Origin of the sequence: Bacillus sp. FSL K6-2861 (assembly GCF_038630725.1) — a bacterium.
GTDB classification, from domain to species: Bacteria; Bacillota; Bacilli; order Bacillales; family Bacillaceae; genus Bacillus; species Bacillus velezensis.
In genome coordinates, this window is record NZ_CP152037.1 from 4,121,450 (window position 1) to 4,138,213 (window position 16,764).

General features: G+C 45.5%; 17 protein-coding genes and 4 tRNA genes. 3 read left to right on the forward strand and 18 right to left on the reverse strand.

Annotation, left to right across the window (positions count from 1 at the left end; genetic code table 11):
* Positions 1-25: 25 nt before the first annotated feature.
* The 12 genes from NYE62_RS20430 to dnaB all read right to left on the reverse strand — a co-directional run bounded on the left by NYE62_RS20430 (position 26) and on the right by dnaB (position 9,950).
* The gene (locus NYE62_RS20430; protein WP_007407895.1) at positions 26-820 is read right to left on the reverse strand and encodes an MBL fold metallo-hydrolase; all 795 of its coding nucleotides are present in this window, start codon (positions 818-820) and stop codon (positions 26-28) included.
* A 14-nt stretch (positions 821-834) separates the two neighbouring features.
* Positions 835-1,674 (reverse strand): two-component system regulatory protein YycI, encoded by an 840-nt coding sequence (yycI, locus tag NYE62_RS20435; protein ID WP_080130850.1) that lies wholly within the window; start codon positions 1,672-1,674, stop codon positions 835-837.
* On the reverse strand, positions 1,661-3,019 hold the full coding sequence (yycH, locus tag NYE62_RS20440; RefSeq protein WP_342497167.1) for a two-component system activity regulator YycH: 1,359 nt from the start codon (positions 3,017-3,019) through the stop codon (positions 1,661-1,663). Before yycH ends, yycI begins: the two co-directional genes overlap by 14 nt.
* Entirely contained in the window at positions 3,009-4,844 is a 1,836-nt protein-coding gene (gene walK / locus NYE62_RS20445; RefSeq protein WP_004393106.1) for a cell wall metabolism sensor histidine kinase WalK, read from the reverse strand. Before walK ends, yycH begins: the two co-directional genes overlap by 11 nt.
* A 6-nt stretch (positions 4,845-4,850) precedes the next feature.
* A complete protein-coding gene (gene walR, locus NYE62_RS20450) occupies positions 4,851-5,558 on the reverse strand; it encodes a cell wall metabolism DNA-binding response regulator WalR (protein ID WP_004393104.1) in 708 nt (235 codons plus the stop codon).
* Between the two features lie 337 nt (positions 5,559-5,895).
* A tRNA-Phe gene (locus tag NYE62_RS20455) sits at positions 5,896-5,968 on the reverse strand.
* A gap of 36 nt (positions 5,969-6,004) precedes the next feature.
* A tRNA-Asp gene (locus NYE62_RS20460) sits at positions 6,005-6,081 on the reverse strand.
* Positions 6,082-6,165: 84 nt separating this feature from the next.
* A tRNA-Glu gene (locus NYE62_RS20465) sits at positions 6,166-6,237 on the reverse strand.
* A gap of 8 nt (positions 6,238-6,245) precedes the next feature.
* Positions 6,246-6,321 (reverse strand) — tRNA-Lys (locus NYE62_RS20470).
* A gap of 202 nt (positions 6,322-6,523) precedes the next feature.
* Positions 6,524-7,816: an adenylosuccinate synthase gene (gene purA / locus NYE62_RS20475; protein WP_012118894.1), complete on the reverse strand. Its 1,293-nt coding sequence runs from the start codon at positions 7,814-7,816 to the stop codon at positions 6,524-6,526.
* Between the two features lie 238 nt (positions 7,817-8,054).
* The gene (locus tag NYE62_RS20480; protein WP_342497168.1) at positions 8,055-8,468 is read right to left on the reverse strand and encodes a VOC family protein; all 414 of its coding nucleotides are present in this window, start codon (positions 8,466-8,468) and stop codon (positions 8,055-8,057) included.
* 117 nt (positions 8,469-8,585) lie between these two features.
* On the reverse strand, positions 8,586-9,950 hold the full coding sequence (gene dnaB, locus NYE62_RS20485) for a replicative DNA helicase (RefSeq protein WP_004393100.1): 1,365 nt from the start codon (positions 9,948-9,950) through the stop codon (positions 8,586-8,588).
* Positions 9,951-10,120: 170 nt separating this feature from the next.
* On the opposite strand from dnaB, the gene NYE62_RS20490 reads away from it, so the two are divergent.
* Positions 10,121-10,318, forward strand: coding sequence for a DUF2188 domain-containing protein (locus tag NYE62_RS20490; protein ID WP_015418616.1), 198 nt, complete (start codon positions 10,121-10,123; stop codon positions 10,316-10,318).
* Between the two features lie 30 nt (positions 10,319-10,348).
* Here NYE62_RS20490 and NYE62_RS20495 read toward each other — a convergent pair whose 3' ends face one another.
* Positions 10,349-10,558 (reverse strand): hypothetical protein, encoded by a 210-nt coding sequence (locus NYE62_RS20495; RefSeq protein ID WP_015418617.1) that lies wholly within the window; start codon positions 10,556-10,558, stop codon positions 10,349-10,351.
* Positions 10,559-10,676: 118 nt separating this feature from the next.
* Here NYE62_RS20495 and NYE62_RS20500 point away from each other — a divergent pair, with 118 nt between their 5' ends.
* Both NYE62_RS20500 and NYE62_RS20505 read left to right on the forward strand, forming a co-directional pair.
* The gene (locus NYE62_RS20500; protein WP_253620464.1) at positions 10,677-10,820 is read left to right on the forward strand and encodes a YycC family protein; all 144 of its coding nucleotides are present in this window, start codon (positions 10,677-10,679) and stop codon (positions 10,818-10,820) included.
* A gap of 73 nt (positions 10,821-10,893) precedes the next feature.
* A complete protein-coding gene (locus NYE62_RS20505; RefSeq protein WP_032866862.1) occupies positions 10,894-11,157 on the forward strand; it encodes a hypothetical protein in 264 nt (87 codons plus the stop codon).
* Positions 11,158-11,236: 79 nt separating this feature from the next.
* Here NYE62_RS20505 and NYE62_RS20510 read toward each other — a convergent pair whose 3' ends face one another.
* The 5 genes from NYE62_RS20510 to NYE62_RS20530 are packed head-to-tail and all read right to left on the reverse strand — an operon-like array spanning position 11,237 to position 16,764.
* Positions 11,237-12,529, reverse strand: a complete 1,293-nt coding sequence (locus tag NYE62_RS20510) for a glycosyltransferase family 4 protein (protein WP_342497169.1) — start codon at positions 12,527-12,529, stop codon at positions 11,237-11,239.
* A gap of 22 nt (positions 12,530-12,551) precedes the next feature.
* A complete protein-coding gene (locus NYE62_RS20515; protein WP_007407905.1) occupies positions 12,552-13,607 on the reverse strand; it encodes a phosphotransferase in 1,056 nt (351 codons plus the stop codon).
* Complete coding sequence (locus NYE62_RS20520; protein ID WP_015418621.1) at positions 13,600-14,787, reverse strand: ATP-grasp protein; 1,188 nt, start codon at positions 14,785-14,787, stop codon at positions 13,600-13,602. Before NYE62_RS20520 ends, NYE62_RS20515 begins: the two co-directional genes overlap by 8 nt.
* Positions 14,777-16,111: a glycosyltransferase family 4 protein gene (locus tag NYE62_RS20525; protein WP_095352482.1), complete on the reverse strand. Its 1,335-nt coding sequence runs from the start codon at positions 16,109-16,111 to the stop codon at positions 14,777-14,779. Before NYE62_RS20525 ends, NYE62_RS20520 begins: the two co-directional genes overlap by 11 nt.
* Positions 16,108-16,764 (reverse strand): PIG-L deacetylase family protein, encoded by a 657-nt coding sequence (locus NYE62_RS20530; RefSeq protein WP_032866867.1) that lies wholly within the window; start codon positions 16,762-16,764, stop codon positions 16,108-16,110. The genes NYE62_RS20525 and NYE62_RS20530 overlap by 4 nt, the downstream gene beginning before the upstream one ends.

Consider the following 16,764-nt stretch of genomic DNA (forward strand, 5'->3'; position numbering starts at 1 on the left):
AATAATCATGATTCATTTGGAAAAATTACACGGCGCACAGCGGCGTCGGGATTTTCGGATCGGTATCAAATAACTGAAACGTTTCCCCGGCGACAAATCCTTTCGCAGCCAATGTCTGCTGCACGGACATTCTCGCCAGTTCCTTCATATTGTTGTCTTGGCTCAGATGCGCCAAATAGATGCGCGATGTGCCGTCGCCGATGACATCAGTCATGGCGAGCGCCGCGTCTTCATTGGAGACGTGGCCGACATCGCTTAAAATCCGCCGCTTAATGCTCCATGGGTATCTGCCCATTTGCAGCATGCCGACATCATGGTTGCTTTCAAACACAAACACATTGGCCGAACGGATAATGCCTTTCATTCTGTCGCTCACATACCCGGTGTCCGTCATCAGCGCGAGCTTTCTGCCTTGGTAGTGGAAAACATAAAACATCGGCTCGGCCGCGTCATGGGAGACGCCGAATGACTCAACATCAAGCCCGCCGAAGGATTTTACGCTTTCCATCGGGAACAAAAACTTTTGTCCGGTATCCAGCTTGCCGATCTGATTCTCCATCGCTTTCCACGTCTTTTCATTGGCGTAGACGGGAAGTCCGTACTTTCTCGCAATGACGCCGAGCCCTTTAATATGGTCGCTGTGCTCGTGAGTGACAAAGATGCCGTCGACGTCGTCTATCTTGCGGCCGATTTTCTCCATCAGCCCGTCCATCGCTTTACCGCTCAGGCCGGCATCCACCAGAAAAGAGTGCTCCTCTGTCTCCAGATAAAACGCGTTTCCGGTACTCCCGCTCGCAAGCACGCTAAATTGCAAGCCCATTGTGTCTCACTCCATTATTTATTTTGATTGTTATCAATGACTGTGCTTTCCAATGCATTCACAGTGTACGTTTGCTGTGTCTTTTTCTTCGTCCCTTTTGACTTATCTTCAATTGTAATTCTCCATACCGGCGCCAGCACCTGCGTACTTGTCAGCGGATATTGGGCAATATAGCCGAACTTAACGCTTTTAACGGCGCAATTCGCTTTTAAGTAATTTTGAGAATACAATAATTCGACCGCATCAAGCTCAGGAATCAGGCTCTCCGTCTGGATTCGCTTGAATGACTCCAGCATGGTCTGCTCGTAAGATACGACCTCGTTTTTATCGTTCAGATGCAGAATCACCTGTCCGATCGCATCCGTGGACGAGTCAAAATCCTGATAAATAAACTGGCCGTCATACATCTGGTAAAAAATGATCTGTTTTTTATCCTTGTCGACTTTCCACAGTTTATATTTTTCACCGCCGGTTATTTTAGAGCTGACGAGCGATTCCGCATCCTCCTGCGGTTTTTGCTTCGATAAACCGACCGGATCGGTAAATTTCATTTTCAGTGTGGTAACCTTGTGATCATCCTCCGGCATCTCCATTAAAGGCTTTTGATCTTTCAAAGCATCAATATCTTCAGCGGTAAATACCTTTTGGCCCGCCGTCAGCCGGTAGCCCGTCGCGGAATCAGAAGACAGGTTGCCGAAAGTGATATGATCCATCTCCATGTCTTTTTCCACATTTGAATTTTTAATCACTTCGTATTCACTGCTCGAGCGTTTTTCAAAAAACTGATAGCCGAGAAAAATATCGAGGATGAGGAAGGCAATGATGAAGATCGTTTTTGTCTTATTCCACTCCATTATCGTCCTCCTCCTTCCCCAGCAGATCTTTCGTAATCGGGACGATCTTCCCGTTGATTTTCATACTCCAGAGGGGTTCCAGTTCAACGAGATCATTCGTTGATGAAGAGACCATTTGATAGGACAGGAAGATCTGGTCGATTTTATTCACGTCGTATTTATCCTGCTGCTCCAGCAGAGACACAACCTCATTGCCGTTCATCATTTTTACGTCTTTTGTTTTAATCGGATTCGGTCCGAGAACATAGTTCGGCCGCTTGTAGCTGAGAACCTCGTCATTGGCCCATTGCAGGGTCAAAACAGGTCCGGATCCGAAAGGCTTAGACGTGCTGTTGATCACAGGCATTTGGTCTTTAAACATGTAGAAACTCAGCTGCTGGTTATCACTCACATTGAAAAATTGATAATGATCCGTCCAGCTTCCCGTATCCTCTAAATATTTATAGCTTTTCTTAATCAGCTCCCCTGTTTGATAAGAAGCGCTTTGTGCCAGGTTCCGATGCTGGAATTGAATCTGCCGCTGTGTCGAATTGATTTCCAGACGGCTGATTCCGTCAGTCAGCACATTCCGATTGTAATTCGGGTCTTCTCTGACCGTGCTCGGATCATTAAAAAGCGTCTGCTTAAACAGGTTCGTCTTAATGGTTTCAGTGATAAATTCTTTTTCCTTCATATTAAACCGCGCATTCGGCATGAGAAATTCTTTGCTTTTTCCGACCGAATAGAGGTGGTATAACGGCATACTCGACTTTTTGCTGTACAGCTCATTCATCAGATTGCGGTAATTCGCCGATTCCACAGTCACTTCCAAAATCAGCTGCTTGCTGTATGAGACCATGTAAATCTTCTTATTTGTCTTATTCTCATTAAACGGAATGACAATATGGTCAAATGAGCTGTATTCCATTGATGGATTCGACCATTTAAACATCGTTTGGAAAAAATCAATCGGAATGGTGTCATTGAATTGCAGATCGAGCTTTGCCGAATTGCCGTTTCTGCCGTAAAGCCAATTTTTAAAACCGAGCTTGTCGTATTGATCGGAAATATCCTTCATCCCTTTTACTTCCCATTGCGGCAAATCCGCCCACAGGTCATTAAAGAGCGTCTCATCATCCACTTTATAATGAGAGCCGTTTGTATGAATAAACATATCCCGGGGTTTTACCGTTTGCGACACTTTTTGGCTCGTTTTATCAATTTTATGCTTTTCCCGGACAGTCGATTTGGTTGAGGCCGTGCCTTCTGAAAAATTGGGCTGGAATGTCCAAATTCCCCATGTTAAAACAAGACTAATGACGACCAGCACTGACAGTATGACTGTTTTTATATTTTCACGCCTCATCCCAATCATCCTCTTGCTCTTCTTTATATGGAAGAGTAAATGTAATCTTCGTTCCTTTGCCTTCTACACTGTCGGCCCAAATGTCTCCGCCGTGCGCCTGAACCATCTCTTTTGCAATCGCAAGGCCGAGTCCGGTGCCGCCGAGTTTTCTCGTGCGCGCTTTATCCACTCTGTAGAAACGGTCAAAAACTTTTTCCACATCTTTTTTCGGAATGCCGATACCTTCATCTTTTACGCTGATATAAAGCAGCTCTTCTTTCTCATTCACATCGACTGAGAAAGTGACATGTCCGCCTTCCGGTGAGTATTTCAGTGCGTTAGAAATGATATTATCGAGAACCTGCGTCACTTTATCCTGATCAATCTCCACGTACAGATTTCTGTCCGGCAGCTCGCGGATAAATTCGACATGCTGTTCTTTTGTCATTTCAAAACGATCGATAATCAGTGACATAAAGCGGATCATATGAATCCACTCTCGATTAAACTGATAATCTTTGCTGTCGAATTTAGAAAGCTGAAGCAGGTCGTTCACCAATCTGATCATGCGCTCAGTCTCATTTTGGGTCACCATTAGGAAACGCGGAGCGATATCTTTGTTTTCCCACGCGCCTTCCGCAAGCGCCTCTAAATAGCTTCGCATGGTCGTCAGCGGTGTCCTCAGCTCATGAGACACGTTGGCAACGAACTCTCTGCGTTCCCGATCGAGTTTTTCCTGTTCGGTGACATCATAAAGAACCGCGATTAAACCGTCGATTTTTCCGTGCTCTCTCTGAATAACGGAAAAATTCACCCGCAGTACAGTCGTTTCATCGTCACGTTCGATCTCCAGCAGCATTGAATCCTGCTGTTCTACTAAATCCTCAAATGTAAAGTTCTCTTTTATGCCTAATAAAGACGTAATCGGCATCTCTAAAGCCGTTTCACGTGAAACATTCAGCAGCTCAAGCGCAGGGCTGTTTAAAAGAATAATAGCTCCATTGCGATTCGTTGCGATGACGCCGTCCGTCATATACGCGATAACGGAAGAAAGCTTTCTTCTCTCCCCTTCCGTCATGGCTTGGGCATCTTCAAGCTCTCTCGTCAGATGGTTGAACGTCGTTGCGAGCTGACCGATTTCATCATGCCCGTATTTCCGCACCTTTCTGGAGAAATTCCCTTTTGCCAGTTCCATCGCCTGCTTACGCATATCTGACAGCGGATGGGTAATGGTGCGGGCGAGAAATATACCGAGAAGAGCCGTCAGAACAAGGGCTAAGCCTGTTCCTGAAGCAAGAATCGAGTTGACGGTTTTCATCTGGTTAAAGGTATCTTCCATACTGGCCACGACATAAATCGCGCCGACAACTTCCTGATTCTCTGTGACGACAGGTTTTGCTGAAATCAGCACTCTGTTTTTACTTTTAGGATCATAATATTTTTTTGAATAGGCCTGTTTTGTTGAGAAAATCCGTTTAAAAATCGGGTCAGTCGTCTGTTTCCCCGCTATTTCCTCGCCATAAGGCCTCGAAGAACCGACGACCTCATAGCTTTTATCAACAAATGTAATTTCCCGTATTTCATTATTCTTCGTAAAATCATTCAAAATCCGTTTGACGTCATCTTTAATGACGGTGCTGTCATTATCTCCTTTATATTCCTGCTCAATATAATAGGATAGATTGTCAATCCGCTGATTTAACGATAATTCATAGGATTTGAGAAGAGAATTCTCCACCTGTTTCACAAAGTACACACCGATAATCTGCATGGCGATGATAATGAGAAGCACATAGATCAGCGTGATCTTAAACTGAATCGACCGAAAAAAACCAACCTTATTCATCGCCGGTTAGTCCTGTTCAGGGTTTCTCAAGTAATAACCGACACCCCGTCTTGTGACGATCCAGTTCGGATGGCTCGGATTATCCTCGATTTTCTCACGGAGACGGCGCACTGTTACATCCACCGTTCTCACATCACCGAAATAGTCATAGCCCCACACAGTCTGCAGCAGATGCTCACGCGTCATAACCTGTCCGATATGTTTGGCTAAGTAATGAAGCAATTCAAACTCACGATGAGTCAGCTCGATCGTTTCTTCTCTTTTTGATACGACATAAGCGTCAGGGAAGATGACGAGAGAACCGATATGAATGTCATTAGAAGCTGATTCTTCCTCAGCCGGCGCAACCGTAAGCTGGCGGCGCAGGTTCGCTTTGACGCGGGCCAGAAGCTCACGCGTGCTGAAAGGCTTCGTGACATAGTCATCCGCTCCGATTTCAAGCCCGATGACCTTGTCAATCTCCGAGTCTTTTGCCGTCAGCATAATAATCGGCATATCATATTTTTTCCGGACTTCCCGGCACACTTCAACTCCGTCTTTATTCGGAAGCATAATATCTAAAAGAATTAAATCAGGCTGAAGCTCCTCCACCATTTCCACGGCTTCGTTTCCGTCGTACGCACAATGCACGTCATAGCCTTCTTTTCTTAAATTAAACTCTAATATATCTGCAATCGGTTTTTCATCATCGACTACAAGGATTTTCTTATCCATCATCTTGATTTTCCTCCTGCCAGAATGACTTCATTTCATCTATTGATGTTTCATGATGATCACAATTCGGATCGTGAAAAACGTTCCCCGTCTATTATAACGGTTTCAGGTCAAAAGATAAAAAAATTAAAGAGAACAGCGCAAAAACGTATTGAACTGCCATCCTTTTGTCATGTTTTTTATTTTCTTTTAAAAAATAATATTTTTTTGAAACCTCACGAAAAAAAACGCCGTCTAGTGTTTGACGTCTTCTTCTGGGCCGGCTGAAAAGCCGGCTCTCCCTTTTTTTATAACAAAAGAAAAAACGCACCTACTATTGCAGATGCGTTTGGGTAAGTGGCTCGAGACGGAATCGAACCGCCGACACACGGATTTTCAGTCCGTTGCTCTACCAACTGAGCTACCGAGCCAGATGTTTCTTTTCTATACTATAAAGTAAAGTAAAATGGCGGTCCGGACGGGACTCGAACCCGCGACCTCCTGCGTGACAGGCAGGCATTCTAACCAACTGAACTACCGGACCTTACAGTAATTTGTCCGGAGAGCCGTATCGTGGCGGCCCTCCGAGGACAAATAAGGAGTTAGCAATAACGCTAAAGTAAATCAATGACCCGTACGGGATTCGAACCCGTGTTACCGCCGTGAAAGGGCGGTGTCTTAACCGCTTGACCAACGGGCCATAAAAAGTGGTGAGCCATGAAGGACTCGAACCTTCGACCCTCTGATTAAAAGTCAGATGCTCTACCAACTGAGCTAATGGCTCCTGATGTGTCGGATTATGTATCATAGAGCATTCAGACAAAAGCTTTCTTGCAGTACTCTATTGAAGCTGTTCCGTAACAACGAGATTTATAATATCATAGAACATTCGAAAGTGGCAACTACTTTTTTGAAAAAAATCTATTATTTTTTTCCTGCATAAAAAAACAAGCCTCCGTGACCGGAGGCTTGTTTGCTGCAAATTCTTAGTTAGCGCGGTATACACTGCGGATGACGTTCGTTTGTGAACGGTCGGGACCGACAGAGAAAATAGAAAGCGGAATACCTGTCAGCTGAGATACGCGTTCCAGATAATGGCGCGCATTTTCAGGAAGATCGCTTAATGTTTTTGCGCCTGTGATATCTTCCGTCCAGCCAGGCATTTCTTCATATACCGGTTCACACTCTGCGAGAGCTTTCAGACTTGCCGGGAATTCTTCAATCACTTCACCTTTGTAGCGGTAAGCGACACAGATTTTCAATGTTTCAATGCCAGTCAGCACATCGATTGAGTTCAGAGAAAGATCTGTGATTCCGCTGACGCGGCGGGCATGGCGGACAACAACGCTGTCAAACCAGCCGACACGGCGCGGACGGCCTGTCGTTGTGCCGTATTCGCGTCCGACTTCACGGATTTGATCCCCGATTTCATCTTTCAGCTCAGTCGGGAAAGGACCGTCACCGACACGGGTTGTGTACGCTTTAGATACACCGACGACGTGCTGGATTTTTGTCGGGCCTACGCCTGAACCGATCGTCACCCCTCCGGCGACCGGGTTGGATGAAGTGACAAACGGGTATGTCCCTTGGTCGATATCAAGCATAACCCCTTGAGCGCCTTCAAATAAAACGCGGCGGCCTTCATCCAGCGCGTCATTTAATACGACGGATGTATCGCATACATACTTTTTAATCTGCTGGCCGTATTCATAATACTCATCCAGAATATCTTCAATTTTGAAGCCTTCCGTTTCATACATTTTTTCAAGCAGACGGTTTTTCTCTTCAAGGTTCCGTTCAAGCTTTTCTGCAAACACGTCACGATCTAGCAGGTCTGCGATCCGGATGCCGATCCGCGCCGCTTTGTCCATATAAGCAGGTCCGATGCCTTTTTTCGTTGTGCCGATCTTATTGGCCCCTTTGCGTTCTTCCTCTACTTCATCCAGTTTCAGATGGTATGGAAGAATGACGTGGGCTCTGTTGCTGATTCTCAAGTTATCCGTGCTCACATTGCGTTCATGAAGATACGCAAGCTCCGTTATGAGCGCTTTCGGATCAACAACCATTCCGTTCCCGATGACACACGCTTTTTCTTTATAAAAAATTCCTGATGGGATTAAATGAAGCTTGTACGTGACGCCATCAAACTTGATGGTATGTCCTGCATTGTTTCCGCCTTGATAACGTGCGATCACTTCTGCATTTTCTGATAGGAAATCTGTAATTTTACCTTTTCCTTCATCGCCCCACTGCGTACCTACTACGACTACTGAAGACATATATCCGTGCACCTCCGTTAACCTTTCAAAACGATATCTCATTCAAACAAATTAAGTGTATCAGTGCCGAAACAGAAAGTCAATCGTAAATCCGAACATTTAAATCTTATCAATCTATATTTGTTCGCCTTAAACATGATTAAAAGCGTTTTCTCTTTCTTTTGCTATCTATTACTCCCGAAACTTTCATGCTTTAACAAGAAAAAGAGCCCGTAATCAGGGTTCTTCAGACAGTCACTTATATGCCGCTTGTATTCATCAGGACAACCCGCCAGCCGTCAGGATCTTCGATGGTCACGCCTTTTTCTTCCCAGTACGGGTTTTCGGGTGCTTTCTCCTCATATCCCATCTGCTTTAATTTCGTGCTGATGCGGATGACCTCCTGCTGATCCTGGATGTAAAAGACAAGCAGGCTGTCGCCGTGCGGAACGGGCGCCGGCTGAGACGCGCCGGTTTCTTCGGTGAATTCTAAGTGATATTGCGTATGGGACAGGCCGAACATGACGCCGCTGTAGCCCTCATGTCCGGAAAAACTGCCGACCCTCTTCAGCCCGAGTCCCTCTTCATAAAACCTGATGATTTCTTTGAGCTGTCCGGTCGGCCGGGCAATCCGGATTTGCGCCGCTTGAAATTGCGGAAATTCAATTGCCATCATCATCCCTCCCTTAATGCCATTATATAAAAGCGCTTTCCTTTTTTCGTCTGCCGAACGGACGGCATTCTTTCATTCTTTCGGTTGAAAAAAAGCCTCAAGACATTGCTTGAGGCTTTACGCACCTGCCGGAACACCGCCGTCATCAAAGCGCCTTTCCAGGTTTACGAACTTATTGTATTCTTTCACAAAAGCCAGTGAGACGGTGCCCACCGGGCCGTTACGCTGTTTGGCAATAATGATTTCGATGATGTTTTTGTTTTCGGATTCTTTATCATAGTAATCATCACGATACAGGAAGGCGACGATGTCGGCATCCTGCTCAATACTTCCCGACTCACGGATATCTGACATCATCGGACGTTTATCCTGCCGCTGCTCAACACCCCGGGAGAGCTGAGACAGGGCGATGACCGGGACTTCAAGCTCCCGCGCCAGCGCTTTTAGCGCCCGTGAAATTTCCGATACCTCTTGCTGGCGGTTGTCGCTTGAACGGCCGCTTCCCTGAATGAGCTGCAAGTAGTCAATTAAAATCATGCCCAATCCGTTCTCCTGCTTCAGTCTGCGGCATTTTGAACGGATTTCGCTGACGCGGATGCCGGGGGTGTCATCTATAAAGATACCGCTGTTTGACAGGCTTCCCATCGCCATCGTCAGCTTGCCCCAATCTTCTTCCGTCAGATTTCCCGTTCTGAGATTTTGGGCATTAATATTCCCTTCAGCGCAGAGCATACGCATGACAAGCTGCTCGGCACCCATCTCAAGACTGAATATCGCGACGCTCTCATCCGTTTTGGTGGCCACGTTTTGCGCAATATTTAAGGCGAATGCCGTTTTCCCCACAGACGGACGGGCCGCGACAATGATCAAATCATTCCGCTGAAACCCCGCCGTCATCCGGTCAAGCTCAATAAAACCAGTCGGAATCCCGGTAATATCGCCTTTCCGGTTGTGAAGCTGCTCAATGTTGTCGTATGTTTGCACAAGCACGTCTTTGATATTTTGGAAGGCGCCCGAATTTTTTCGCTGCGCGACCTCCATAATCGTTTTTTCCGCATCGCTTAATAAATCTTCAACTTCATCCTCGCGCGTATACCCGTCTTGAGCGATTGAGGTCGCCGTTCTGATTAAACGGCGGAGAATGGATTTTTCCTCAACGATTTTCGCGTAATATTCTATATTAGCCGCTGTCGGAACCGAATTCGCGATGTCCGTCAGGTAAGAGACGCCTCCCACCTCTTCTAACAAATCGGTATTCGCAAGCTCTGACGTTACCGTGACCAAATCAACCGGTTCACCGCGGTCTCCGAGCACGAGCATGGCATTGTAAATTTTTTGGTGTGACATTCTGTAGAAATCATCCGGAATCAACACTTCAGAAGCCAGTGTTAACGCAGACGGCTGTAAAAAAACAGCACCTAACACGGCCTGCTCAGCTTCTATGTTTTGCGGCGGCAGCCGATCATTCAGAAGGTCTGTCATGCTAAGCACCGTCCTCTCCTTAAAAAATATCCAAACTCCATTTTACCATTTCTCAAGAAAAAGAATAGAAAAACATCACTTTCCCTGTATTTGTCAGACAGCGGCTGCGTGTTTCACCATTCCGAATGCTGGGAAACAAATAAATAAATCGAAACCAGGAGGTAAGAAGGATGAAAACATATGCAGTAACACCCAATGTTGATGCGGACGGATGGTTTGTGAAGGTTGAAAATGTGGCGCCGACGGCTCTTTATACATCAAAGGACGCGGCGATCGAGAAAGCGGAGCAGACGGCTAAAGAGAACAGCCCGTCTAAGCTTGTCATTTATGATCAGCATAAAAACATTGAAGAAGAACGGTCCTTTTAAGAAAAGCCTTCGCCCGAGCGAGGGCTTTTCTTATTCGATGAAACGGATGTGCAGCACCGTCTGCGCCATGAGATCGGCCGTTTTTTGATACAGCTCCCATTCTTCACAGGCGGCGAATACTTTCATCATGTCCTGCAATGTCTGTTTCAGTATAATAAATTCGTCAATTGTCCGCAGTTCTGCGGCTTTTTTCTGATAATCAGCCAGCTTCAGCTGTAATAACATCAATGGCGATTGCATAAAAAACCTCCCCCATTCTGTTATAAAGCCCCGCTTTTCAAACCTCCATTCCTTTGTCATATCCTCTTACGATAGATTTCTGATTTTAGTACAATAAAGAAACGGAAGGAGTGATCACATGAATCCGCTGCAAATTTCCGCCGAAACGGCGCAAAAGCTCGCAGAATCACTGAATATGCCGCTTGAGAGAATCATGCACATGCCTCAGCACATTCTGCTTGCCAAATTAGCTGAAGTCCAAAAAGAGAACGATCACAAATAAAGGCTGCTCTCTCATATATATGTGCGGGAGGCGGAAGCGATGGCTTTCCGCCTCTTTTTTTGTGAAGAAAATTTTGGCAAAACATTCTTTGAACGGAACCGATCCGATTTTAACCGTCTCACAGCTGAAAAAACTTGTTGACGAAGGAAAAGTGAAATATTTCTTATTATCCGGAAACAATTCAGGCAACACAAAGCTTGTCTCATGGATGAAAAAGAACGGCACAAAAATCTCAGCTGACCAATACAGCACCGGAAAAACAAGCTCAGCCCGGCAAGGAATGACAGGCGGCCCGGGCGGACAAAGTCAGCAGACTCTGTATGAGATGAAAAAATAGTTCGGAAAGAGGCTGGATAGTTAAACGCCGGCCTCTTTATTTTGCTCTTGAAGCACCTGCCATGCGGCGCCGGTATCATTCAGAAAAATGATTGATAAATACTTTCTATTTTTGAAACCATCAGTTCCTGACGCAGATGCCGGCCGGCATAGGAGCGCGCTTCTTTTCCAAGCCGTTCCCTGAGAGACTGATCCGTAATCAGCATTACGAGAGCATCAGCAAGTTCGCGGCTGTTGCCGGGCTGACAAATAAGCCCTGTGGCCTCATGCCGGATCATCTCAGGGATTCCTCCGCAGTCAGTTGCGACAATGGCTTGACCTGAGAACATCGCTTCGATGATCGCTATAGGGAAATTATCATTCAATGTCGGCAGGACAAATATAGATGATTCAGCCAAAAGCGCCGGCACATCACGTCGTTTTCCGAGGAAAAACACATTTGAGAGGCCCAGTTTCCGTCTCTTCTCTTCCAGAAACCCTCTCATGTTTCCGTCTCCGATGATCCATATATCAACTCCGGATAAATGGTGCCGGATGCGGGCGAGAGCGTCCAGCAGCACATCATGTCCTTTTCGCTCGGTCAGACGGGAAACGCACGCGATCACGAGCTTTTCAGCACGTTTTGACTCAGGGGCACCCTGAATGTGAATACCGGTATGAACAGTCTTCAGCTGGGCCTCCTTCGCTCCGTACTCCAGCAAGGGCTCGTGAAAGGAGTCGCTGATTGTAATGATTTTATCCGAAGCCCGAATACCCTGCCTTTCTATTTCACTGAAATATGCCTCTTCTATTGAACCCTTTTGGATTTTATGAAACTTCATCCGGCTTTTCGTAAAATGTCCGTGCGGCGTGAAAAAAAGAGGACGCTGGTACGTTTGATTAAGGTATCCCAGCAAAAATACCGCAAATAAATCCTGCGCGTGAAACAGGTCATATTGTTCTAAGTCTTTCTCCTTCAAAAATCTTTGAAAGACATGTAAATAGCTGAGATTCTTCACAAACTTTTCGTTTACGGCGCCGTATCTGCCAACAAGAAACGCTCTGATCTCGTCAGCGGCCCGCGGGATATCTTCCTGAAAAAAAATTGGCGGCATTTGGAGCGGCGAGATGACATCCGCCTGATGACCGATGCGCTCAAAACCCGTCTTAATTGATGTGATATAACTCGCCAACCCTCCGACATTCGGGTAACGGAGAAAGGTTGCGTACAGAATACGCAATGGCTTTTTTCGTTTGGGGGAGCTTTTTCCTTCCGCACAGAACGAATACAGCATCTCTGGCTCACCTTGATATTCGATCCCGTAAAATTGATCCATGACGCGCAATAAGGCTAGAGGCACCAGACCGTTCGGCTTGCCGATCTCTTCTTTCACATCCGCTCCCCCTCTCTCAAACTTATAATCCTAATTCCCGTCCCCATTTTGACACTTTGTCAACATGATACGGCAGCAGTTCCCCTCCCCGATTGTCGAAGATTCTCCGCAATTGGGTATGAAGCCCTTTCTCAAGTGTTCTCTGCAAATAAGCCATTTTATAAAGCGTCATAGGAGGGGTCTGAAAATGAATGCCCCGCTTTTTCATTTCTTTCGTATACACTTTTACGCAATACGTCCGAATATCTTCTGCGTGCCGGCTCCAATCTTTTCTGAAGCCAAGCAGAATTTCAACCAGCACCGTCATATCAAACCAAACCGGCGCGTATTTTGCGGATTCCCAATCGATGAATTGAATATCCCACGGTTCATGTCCGGACGCATCGTGGGTGCAGATATTCTGCATATGAAGATCACCGTGTGTGATGGCTGAGCCGTTTTGTATCAATTCAGGGAAAAAATCCGGCTCCTCCTGCTCCAGCAAGTTCGTGATTTGCCGATAATGAGGCTTCACGATATCTTTTGTGCGCTCATCTTTAAGAGCCCTATCCAATAATTCCGCTGTCTTTTTGATCTGCTTTTTACGCCCTTTTCTCATGGTTTCCGATTCATATACCGGCAGCCACGACCGCCATTTACCGTCAGAAATATTCTTGTTTTCAAAGGTGCGGCTGTGCAATTCTGCGACAGACGGAATAATATACTTGAAATGCTTCGGGTGAAATGTAAGCTGTCCCCTGATCTGGCTGACAAACTCCATAAATATCCACGTTTCATGGTCACTTTCTTCTATAAGATAGATGTCCGGCAGCAAATCCCCTAAAACGGAACGGGCTTTCCCGTATATATTAATCTCGACCTTATTTTTTTCACGGGAAGATTTATATACCTTCAATATCAGCGGAACAGTTCCGGATTTTTTCTTTACAAACAGTTTATAAATGGCGCTTCTGTCCGTCGATTTCAGGCATGTGATGTCATCCGGATTCACCGCAGCCCTTTCACCGAACGAATACGACAGTTTTTCGTCAATTCTCAGTTTTTGAAATGCGCCATACAAAAGATCCTTTTCATACATGCCGATCTTCCTTCCGCTTCCGTTTCCAGCTGTTTTTGAGATGAGACCAAGTGTTTCTGATAAATGGCATCGGGTCATTCCAAGCAAAAAGAGCGTACTCTTTTTTTCCTTTACACCCTTTCCAAAAATCCCGGAACGTCATTTCTCCTCTTTTTCGTTTCTTCAAAAACGTTAAGAAATAACGCACCTCATAAATCCAGTTGATTCCGTCTTTTTGTTCGAGCTGGGGCTTCACATGTTGTCCGGTCAAATACAGATAGTACATGTAAACGAAATGAACGCCTGCCGGTTCTGTCAGGCTATGGCTGAGCCAAAAGCGCGGATTAATTTCGATAAACTTGTAAACATTGTCCCGGGGATCCTTTTTAAATTCCGCCATGCCTACTCCCTTCAGCTGAATCGCTTCAAAAAACGGCAGGGTCTTCTCGATTAAATCAGGAAGCCGTTTGCTGACGACGTGGGCCCCCGCGCCAAAATCTGCAGGGAATTGATGGTTCTTTTGCAGAGAGAATAGGCCCATTAATTTCATTTGGTCATCATAAAAAGTGGCGACTTTATAAAAACACTGGTTGTCTCCGGGGATGATCTCCTGCACGAGCAGTTCTCCATTTTCTCTGTAGGAGCTGAACTCCTTGCGCAATTGTGCGGCATCCTTCATTACAATTGCTTTTTTGTTTACTTTTTTTCTGTATTCATGGCCGGCCACCGGTTTTAAAATACACGGGAAGTCAATATTGGCGATGGCCTCTTCCAGCTCATCCCGGTTGTTCGGAAAAAAGGTTTTCGGGCAGGGGATGTGATGCTTGACCGCTAATTCATATGCTTTGCTTTTATCTAAGACCGTTTCTAACAGAGAGCGGCTCGGGAGCAAAAACAAAAAAAAGCCGGCTAATGTCTCGCGGAATTTAGATATAAATCCCGCATAATCATCAGATCCTGCGTACAGAACCGGCTTTGCTTGGAATCGCTTCCCGAAATCAGTCAGAAATGTCAGCAGTTCTTCCTCTTGTGTTAAAGGGCTGGGACATATCCCGCAATCTGCCAACCTTGATTTTCCGATACGATAAGGTCCCTCCGTGTCAAACGCGTAAACATCGATTCCTCTTCGGGCCAGGCTGCGAATGATCCCAATCCCGTTTGCACTGAAATCAAGTACAACGGCTGCATGTTCATGTTTCATGATCTCCCTCCGAGCTGTTGGTATTTTGATAAATCGATTCGATATTTTTTATCATCGTCTCACTGCTTAAATATTTCTCTGCGTAGGCCTTTGCGTTTGAAGCAGCTATCTTCCGCGCAGATTTGTTAGTGATAAAAAACGCTAAAGCCCGGGCAAGAACCTTTGCATTTCCCGGCTCGACAATAAGCCCCGTTTTGTTATGGCGGATCAGATCCGGAATACCCCCGCAATCGGTCGCGATGATAGCCGAGCCGCTGAACATCGCTTCAATAATCGAAATAGGCAGACTATCATTAATGGTCGGCAGTACGAATATGTCCGTCACATTCAAAATAGCGGGAACATCATCTCTTTTTCCTAAAAAGGAAACCATAGATAGATTCAGTTTTCGAGCCTGTTCCTCTAAGGCGCTCCTCATCTCTCCGTCGCCCGCGATCAGCACTTCAACATGCTCAAGTACATCAGATGGAATTCTCGAAAGTGCGTCCAGTAAATATTTGTGACCTTTTCTCGGGCCTAATCTTGCAATACACGAGATGATGATCTTATTTTTCGGTACCGGGGTTTTTCTTTTCCCGCCTGTTTTTGCATCGTAATCGATTCCTGTGATCACCGTTGTCATGTCTTTCTGTTCGGCTCCGAGCTTCATGAGCGGGCTGCGGAACGTATCGCTGATAATAATCAGGCGATCTGCGTATTCAATGGCTTTCATCTCTAGTTTTTTATAATAAAACTCTTCTACCGATCCTTTTTTAAAGATGTGAAATTTAAGTCTGTTGAAAGTAAACATGCCATGCGGTGTAAAAAATAAAGGTTTCTTATAGATTTGATTGAATCTGCCTAATATATTGGCTGTAAATAAATCTTGTGCATGAAACACATCATATTTTTCCAGATGAATCTTTTGAAGCATTTGCTCGTATATAAACATCAGCCGATTATTCTTCAAAATATGATCACTGTAATCCCCATATCTGTCACTAAAGAAATCTTTTAATTTCGGAACAACATCCGCCCGCAGTTCTTTTACCTGTGCGGACGGAAACAGATTAGGGGATATGACATCCACCTTATGACCTCTCTTTTTCAGGCCTTCACTAAGCGTTTTAATATAGTTTGATAAACCGCCCGTGTGCGGGTAGTCCCAAAACGTGGCAATCAAAATGGATAACTTCTGTTTTTTTCCGTATAATCGCGGAATATGATGTGCATTTTTCATCTGAGTCTTTACCGCCGTCTTTTTTCGCGGGCGCGTTTTGACCCCGTAGTAGCGGTCAAGCGTCTGGACCATATACGGATAGGGGACGGAAAATGTCTTGATCATTTCCAGATCCTCCGCACGACTTCAAAAGCTTCAGCGTATTCCACACCCGCCGTCATCCCTCTGACTTTTCCTAAATGTTTTACGCCTTCATATGAACGGGGATGAGGGTAATCCCTCATTTCTACGTCATAGTGGTGAAGCGCCGCGAGTTTGGCATCCATTGTGTCTGTGATGTTAACGAAGTAATTAGGCTTGAAGAGTTTATCAGCCGTATTCCTCTCCCACTCGCTTGAAGATAGCGTTTCAAACGTAAGCAGTTCGATAGGCTTTTGATTCGGAAGCGGTCTGGCGGCTGTTAAAACTGCTTGGAATGTTCTCTGGTGGTCCATATTGATATCGCCGTAATGATGTGTAAAGATTTTATCAGGCTGATAGACGCGAATGAGCTGCTCTAATTCTTTGACAAGCTTATGAAGAGGGATACATTCCAGCTCTAAATTCGTATGCTCCAAAAAGATGACTTTCTCAATTCCAAGCTCTTGATTCGCGCGTTCGCCTAATTGTTTAATATGATGAGCTTCTTCTTTTCTTCCTAATGCCGTAATAATGGAAATTACTTTATATCCTTCATTGATCAGCCGTTTTATGGTGCCCGCTGATCCCAATAGTTCATCATCGGGATGAGCGCCGATAACCATAATGTATTCTGCCAT

Coding starts and splice junctions, on each gene's coding strand:
- NYE62_RS20500 (WP_253620464.1), top strand. CDS start 10,677: ATGAATCCGCTGCAAATTTCCGCCGAAACGGCGCAAAAGCTCGCAGAA.
- yycI (WP_080130850.1), bottom strand. CDS start 1,674: ATGGAGTGGAATAAGACAAAAACGATCTTCATCATTGCCTTCCTCATC.
- walK (WP_004393106.1), bottom strand. CDS start 4,844: ATGAATAAGGTTGGTTTTTTTCGGTCGATTCAGTTTAAGATCACGCTG.
- walR (WP_004393104.1), bottom strand. CDS start 5,558: ATGGATAAGAAAATCCTTGTAGTCGATGATGAAAAACCGATTGCAGAT.
- NYE62_RS20515 (WP_007407905.1), bottom strand. CDS start 13,607: ATGTATGAAAAGGATCTTTTGTATGGCGCATTTCAAAAACTGAGAATT.
- NYE62_RS20530 (WP_032866867.1), bottom strand. CDS start 16,764: ATGGCAGAATACATTATGGTTATCGGCGCTCATCCCGATGATGAACTA.
- NYE62_RS20480 (WP_342497168.1), bottom strand. CDS start 8,468: ATGGCAATTGAATTTCCGCAATTTCAAGCGGCGCAAATCCGGATTGCC.
- dnaB (WP_004393100.1), bottom strand. CDS start 9,950: ATGACAGACCTTCTGAATGATCGGCTGCCGCCGCAAAACATAGAAGCT.
- NYE62_RS20525 (WP_095352482.1), bottom strand. CDS start 16,111: ATGATCAAGACATTTTCCGTCCCCTATCCGTATATGGTCCAGACGCTT.
- yycH (WP_342497167.1), bottom strand. CDS start 3,019: ATGAGGCGTGAAAATATAAAAACAGTCATACTGTCAGTGCTGGTCGTC.
- NYE62_RS20495 (WP_015418617.1), bottom strand. CDS start 10,558: ATGCAATCGCCATTGATGTTATTACAGCTGAAGCTGGCTGATTATCAG.
- NYE62_RS20520 (WP_015418621.1), bottom strand. CDS start 14,787: ATGAAACATGAACATGCAGCCGTTGTACTTGATTTCAGTGCAAACGGG.
- NYE62_RS20430 (WP_007407895.1), bottom strand. CDS start 820: ATGGGCTTGCAATTTAGCGTGCTTGCGAGCGGGAGTACCGGAAACGCG.
- purA (WP_012118894.1), bottom strand. CDS start 7,816: ATGTCTTCAGTAGTCGTAGTAGGTACGCAGTGGGGCGATGAAGGAAAA.
- NYE62_RS20490 (WP_015418616.1), top strand. CDS start 10,121: ATGAAAACATATGCAGTAACACCCAATGTTGATGCGGACGGATGGTTT.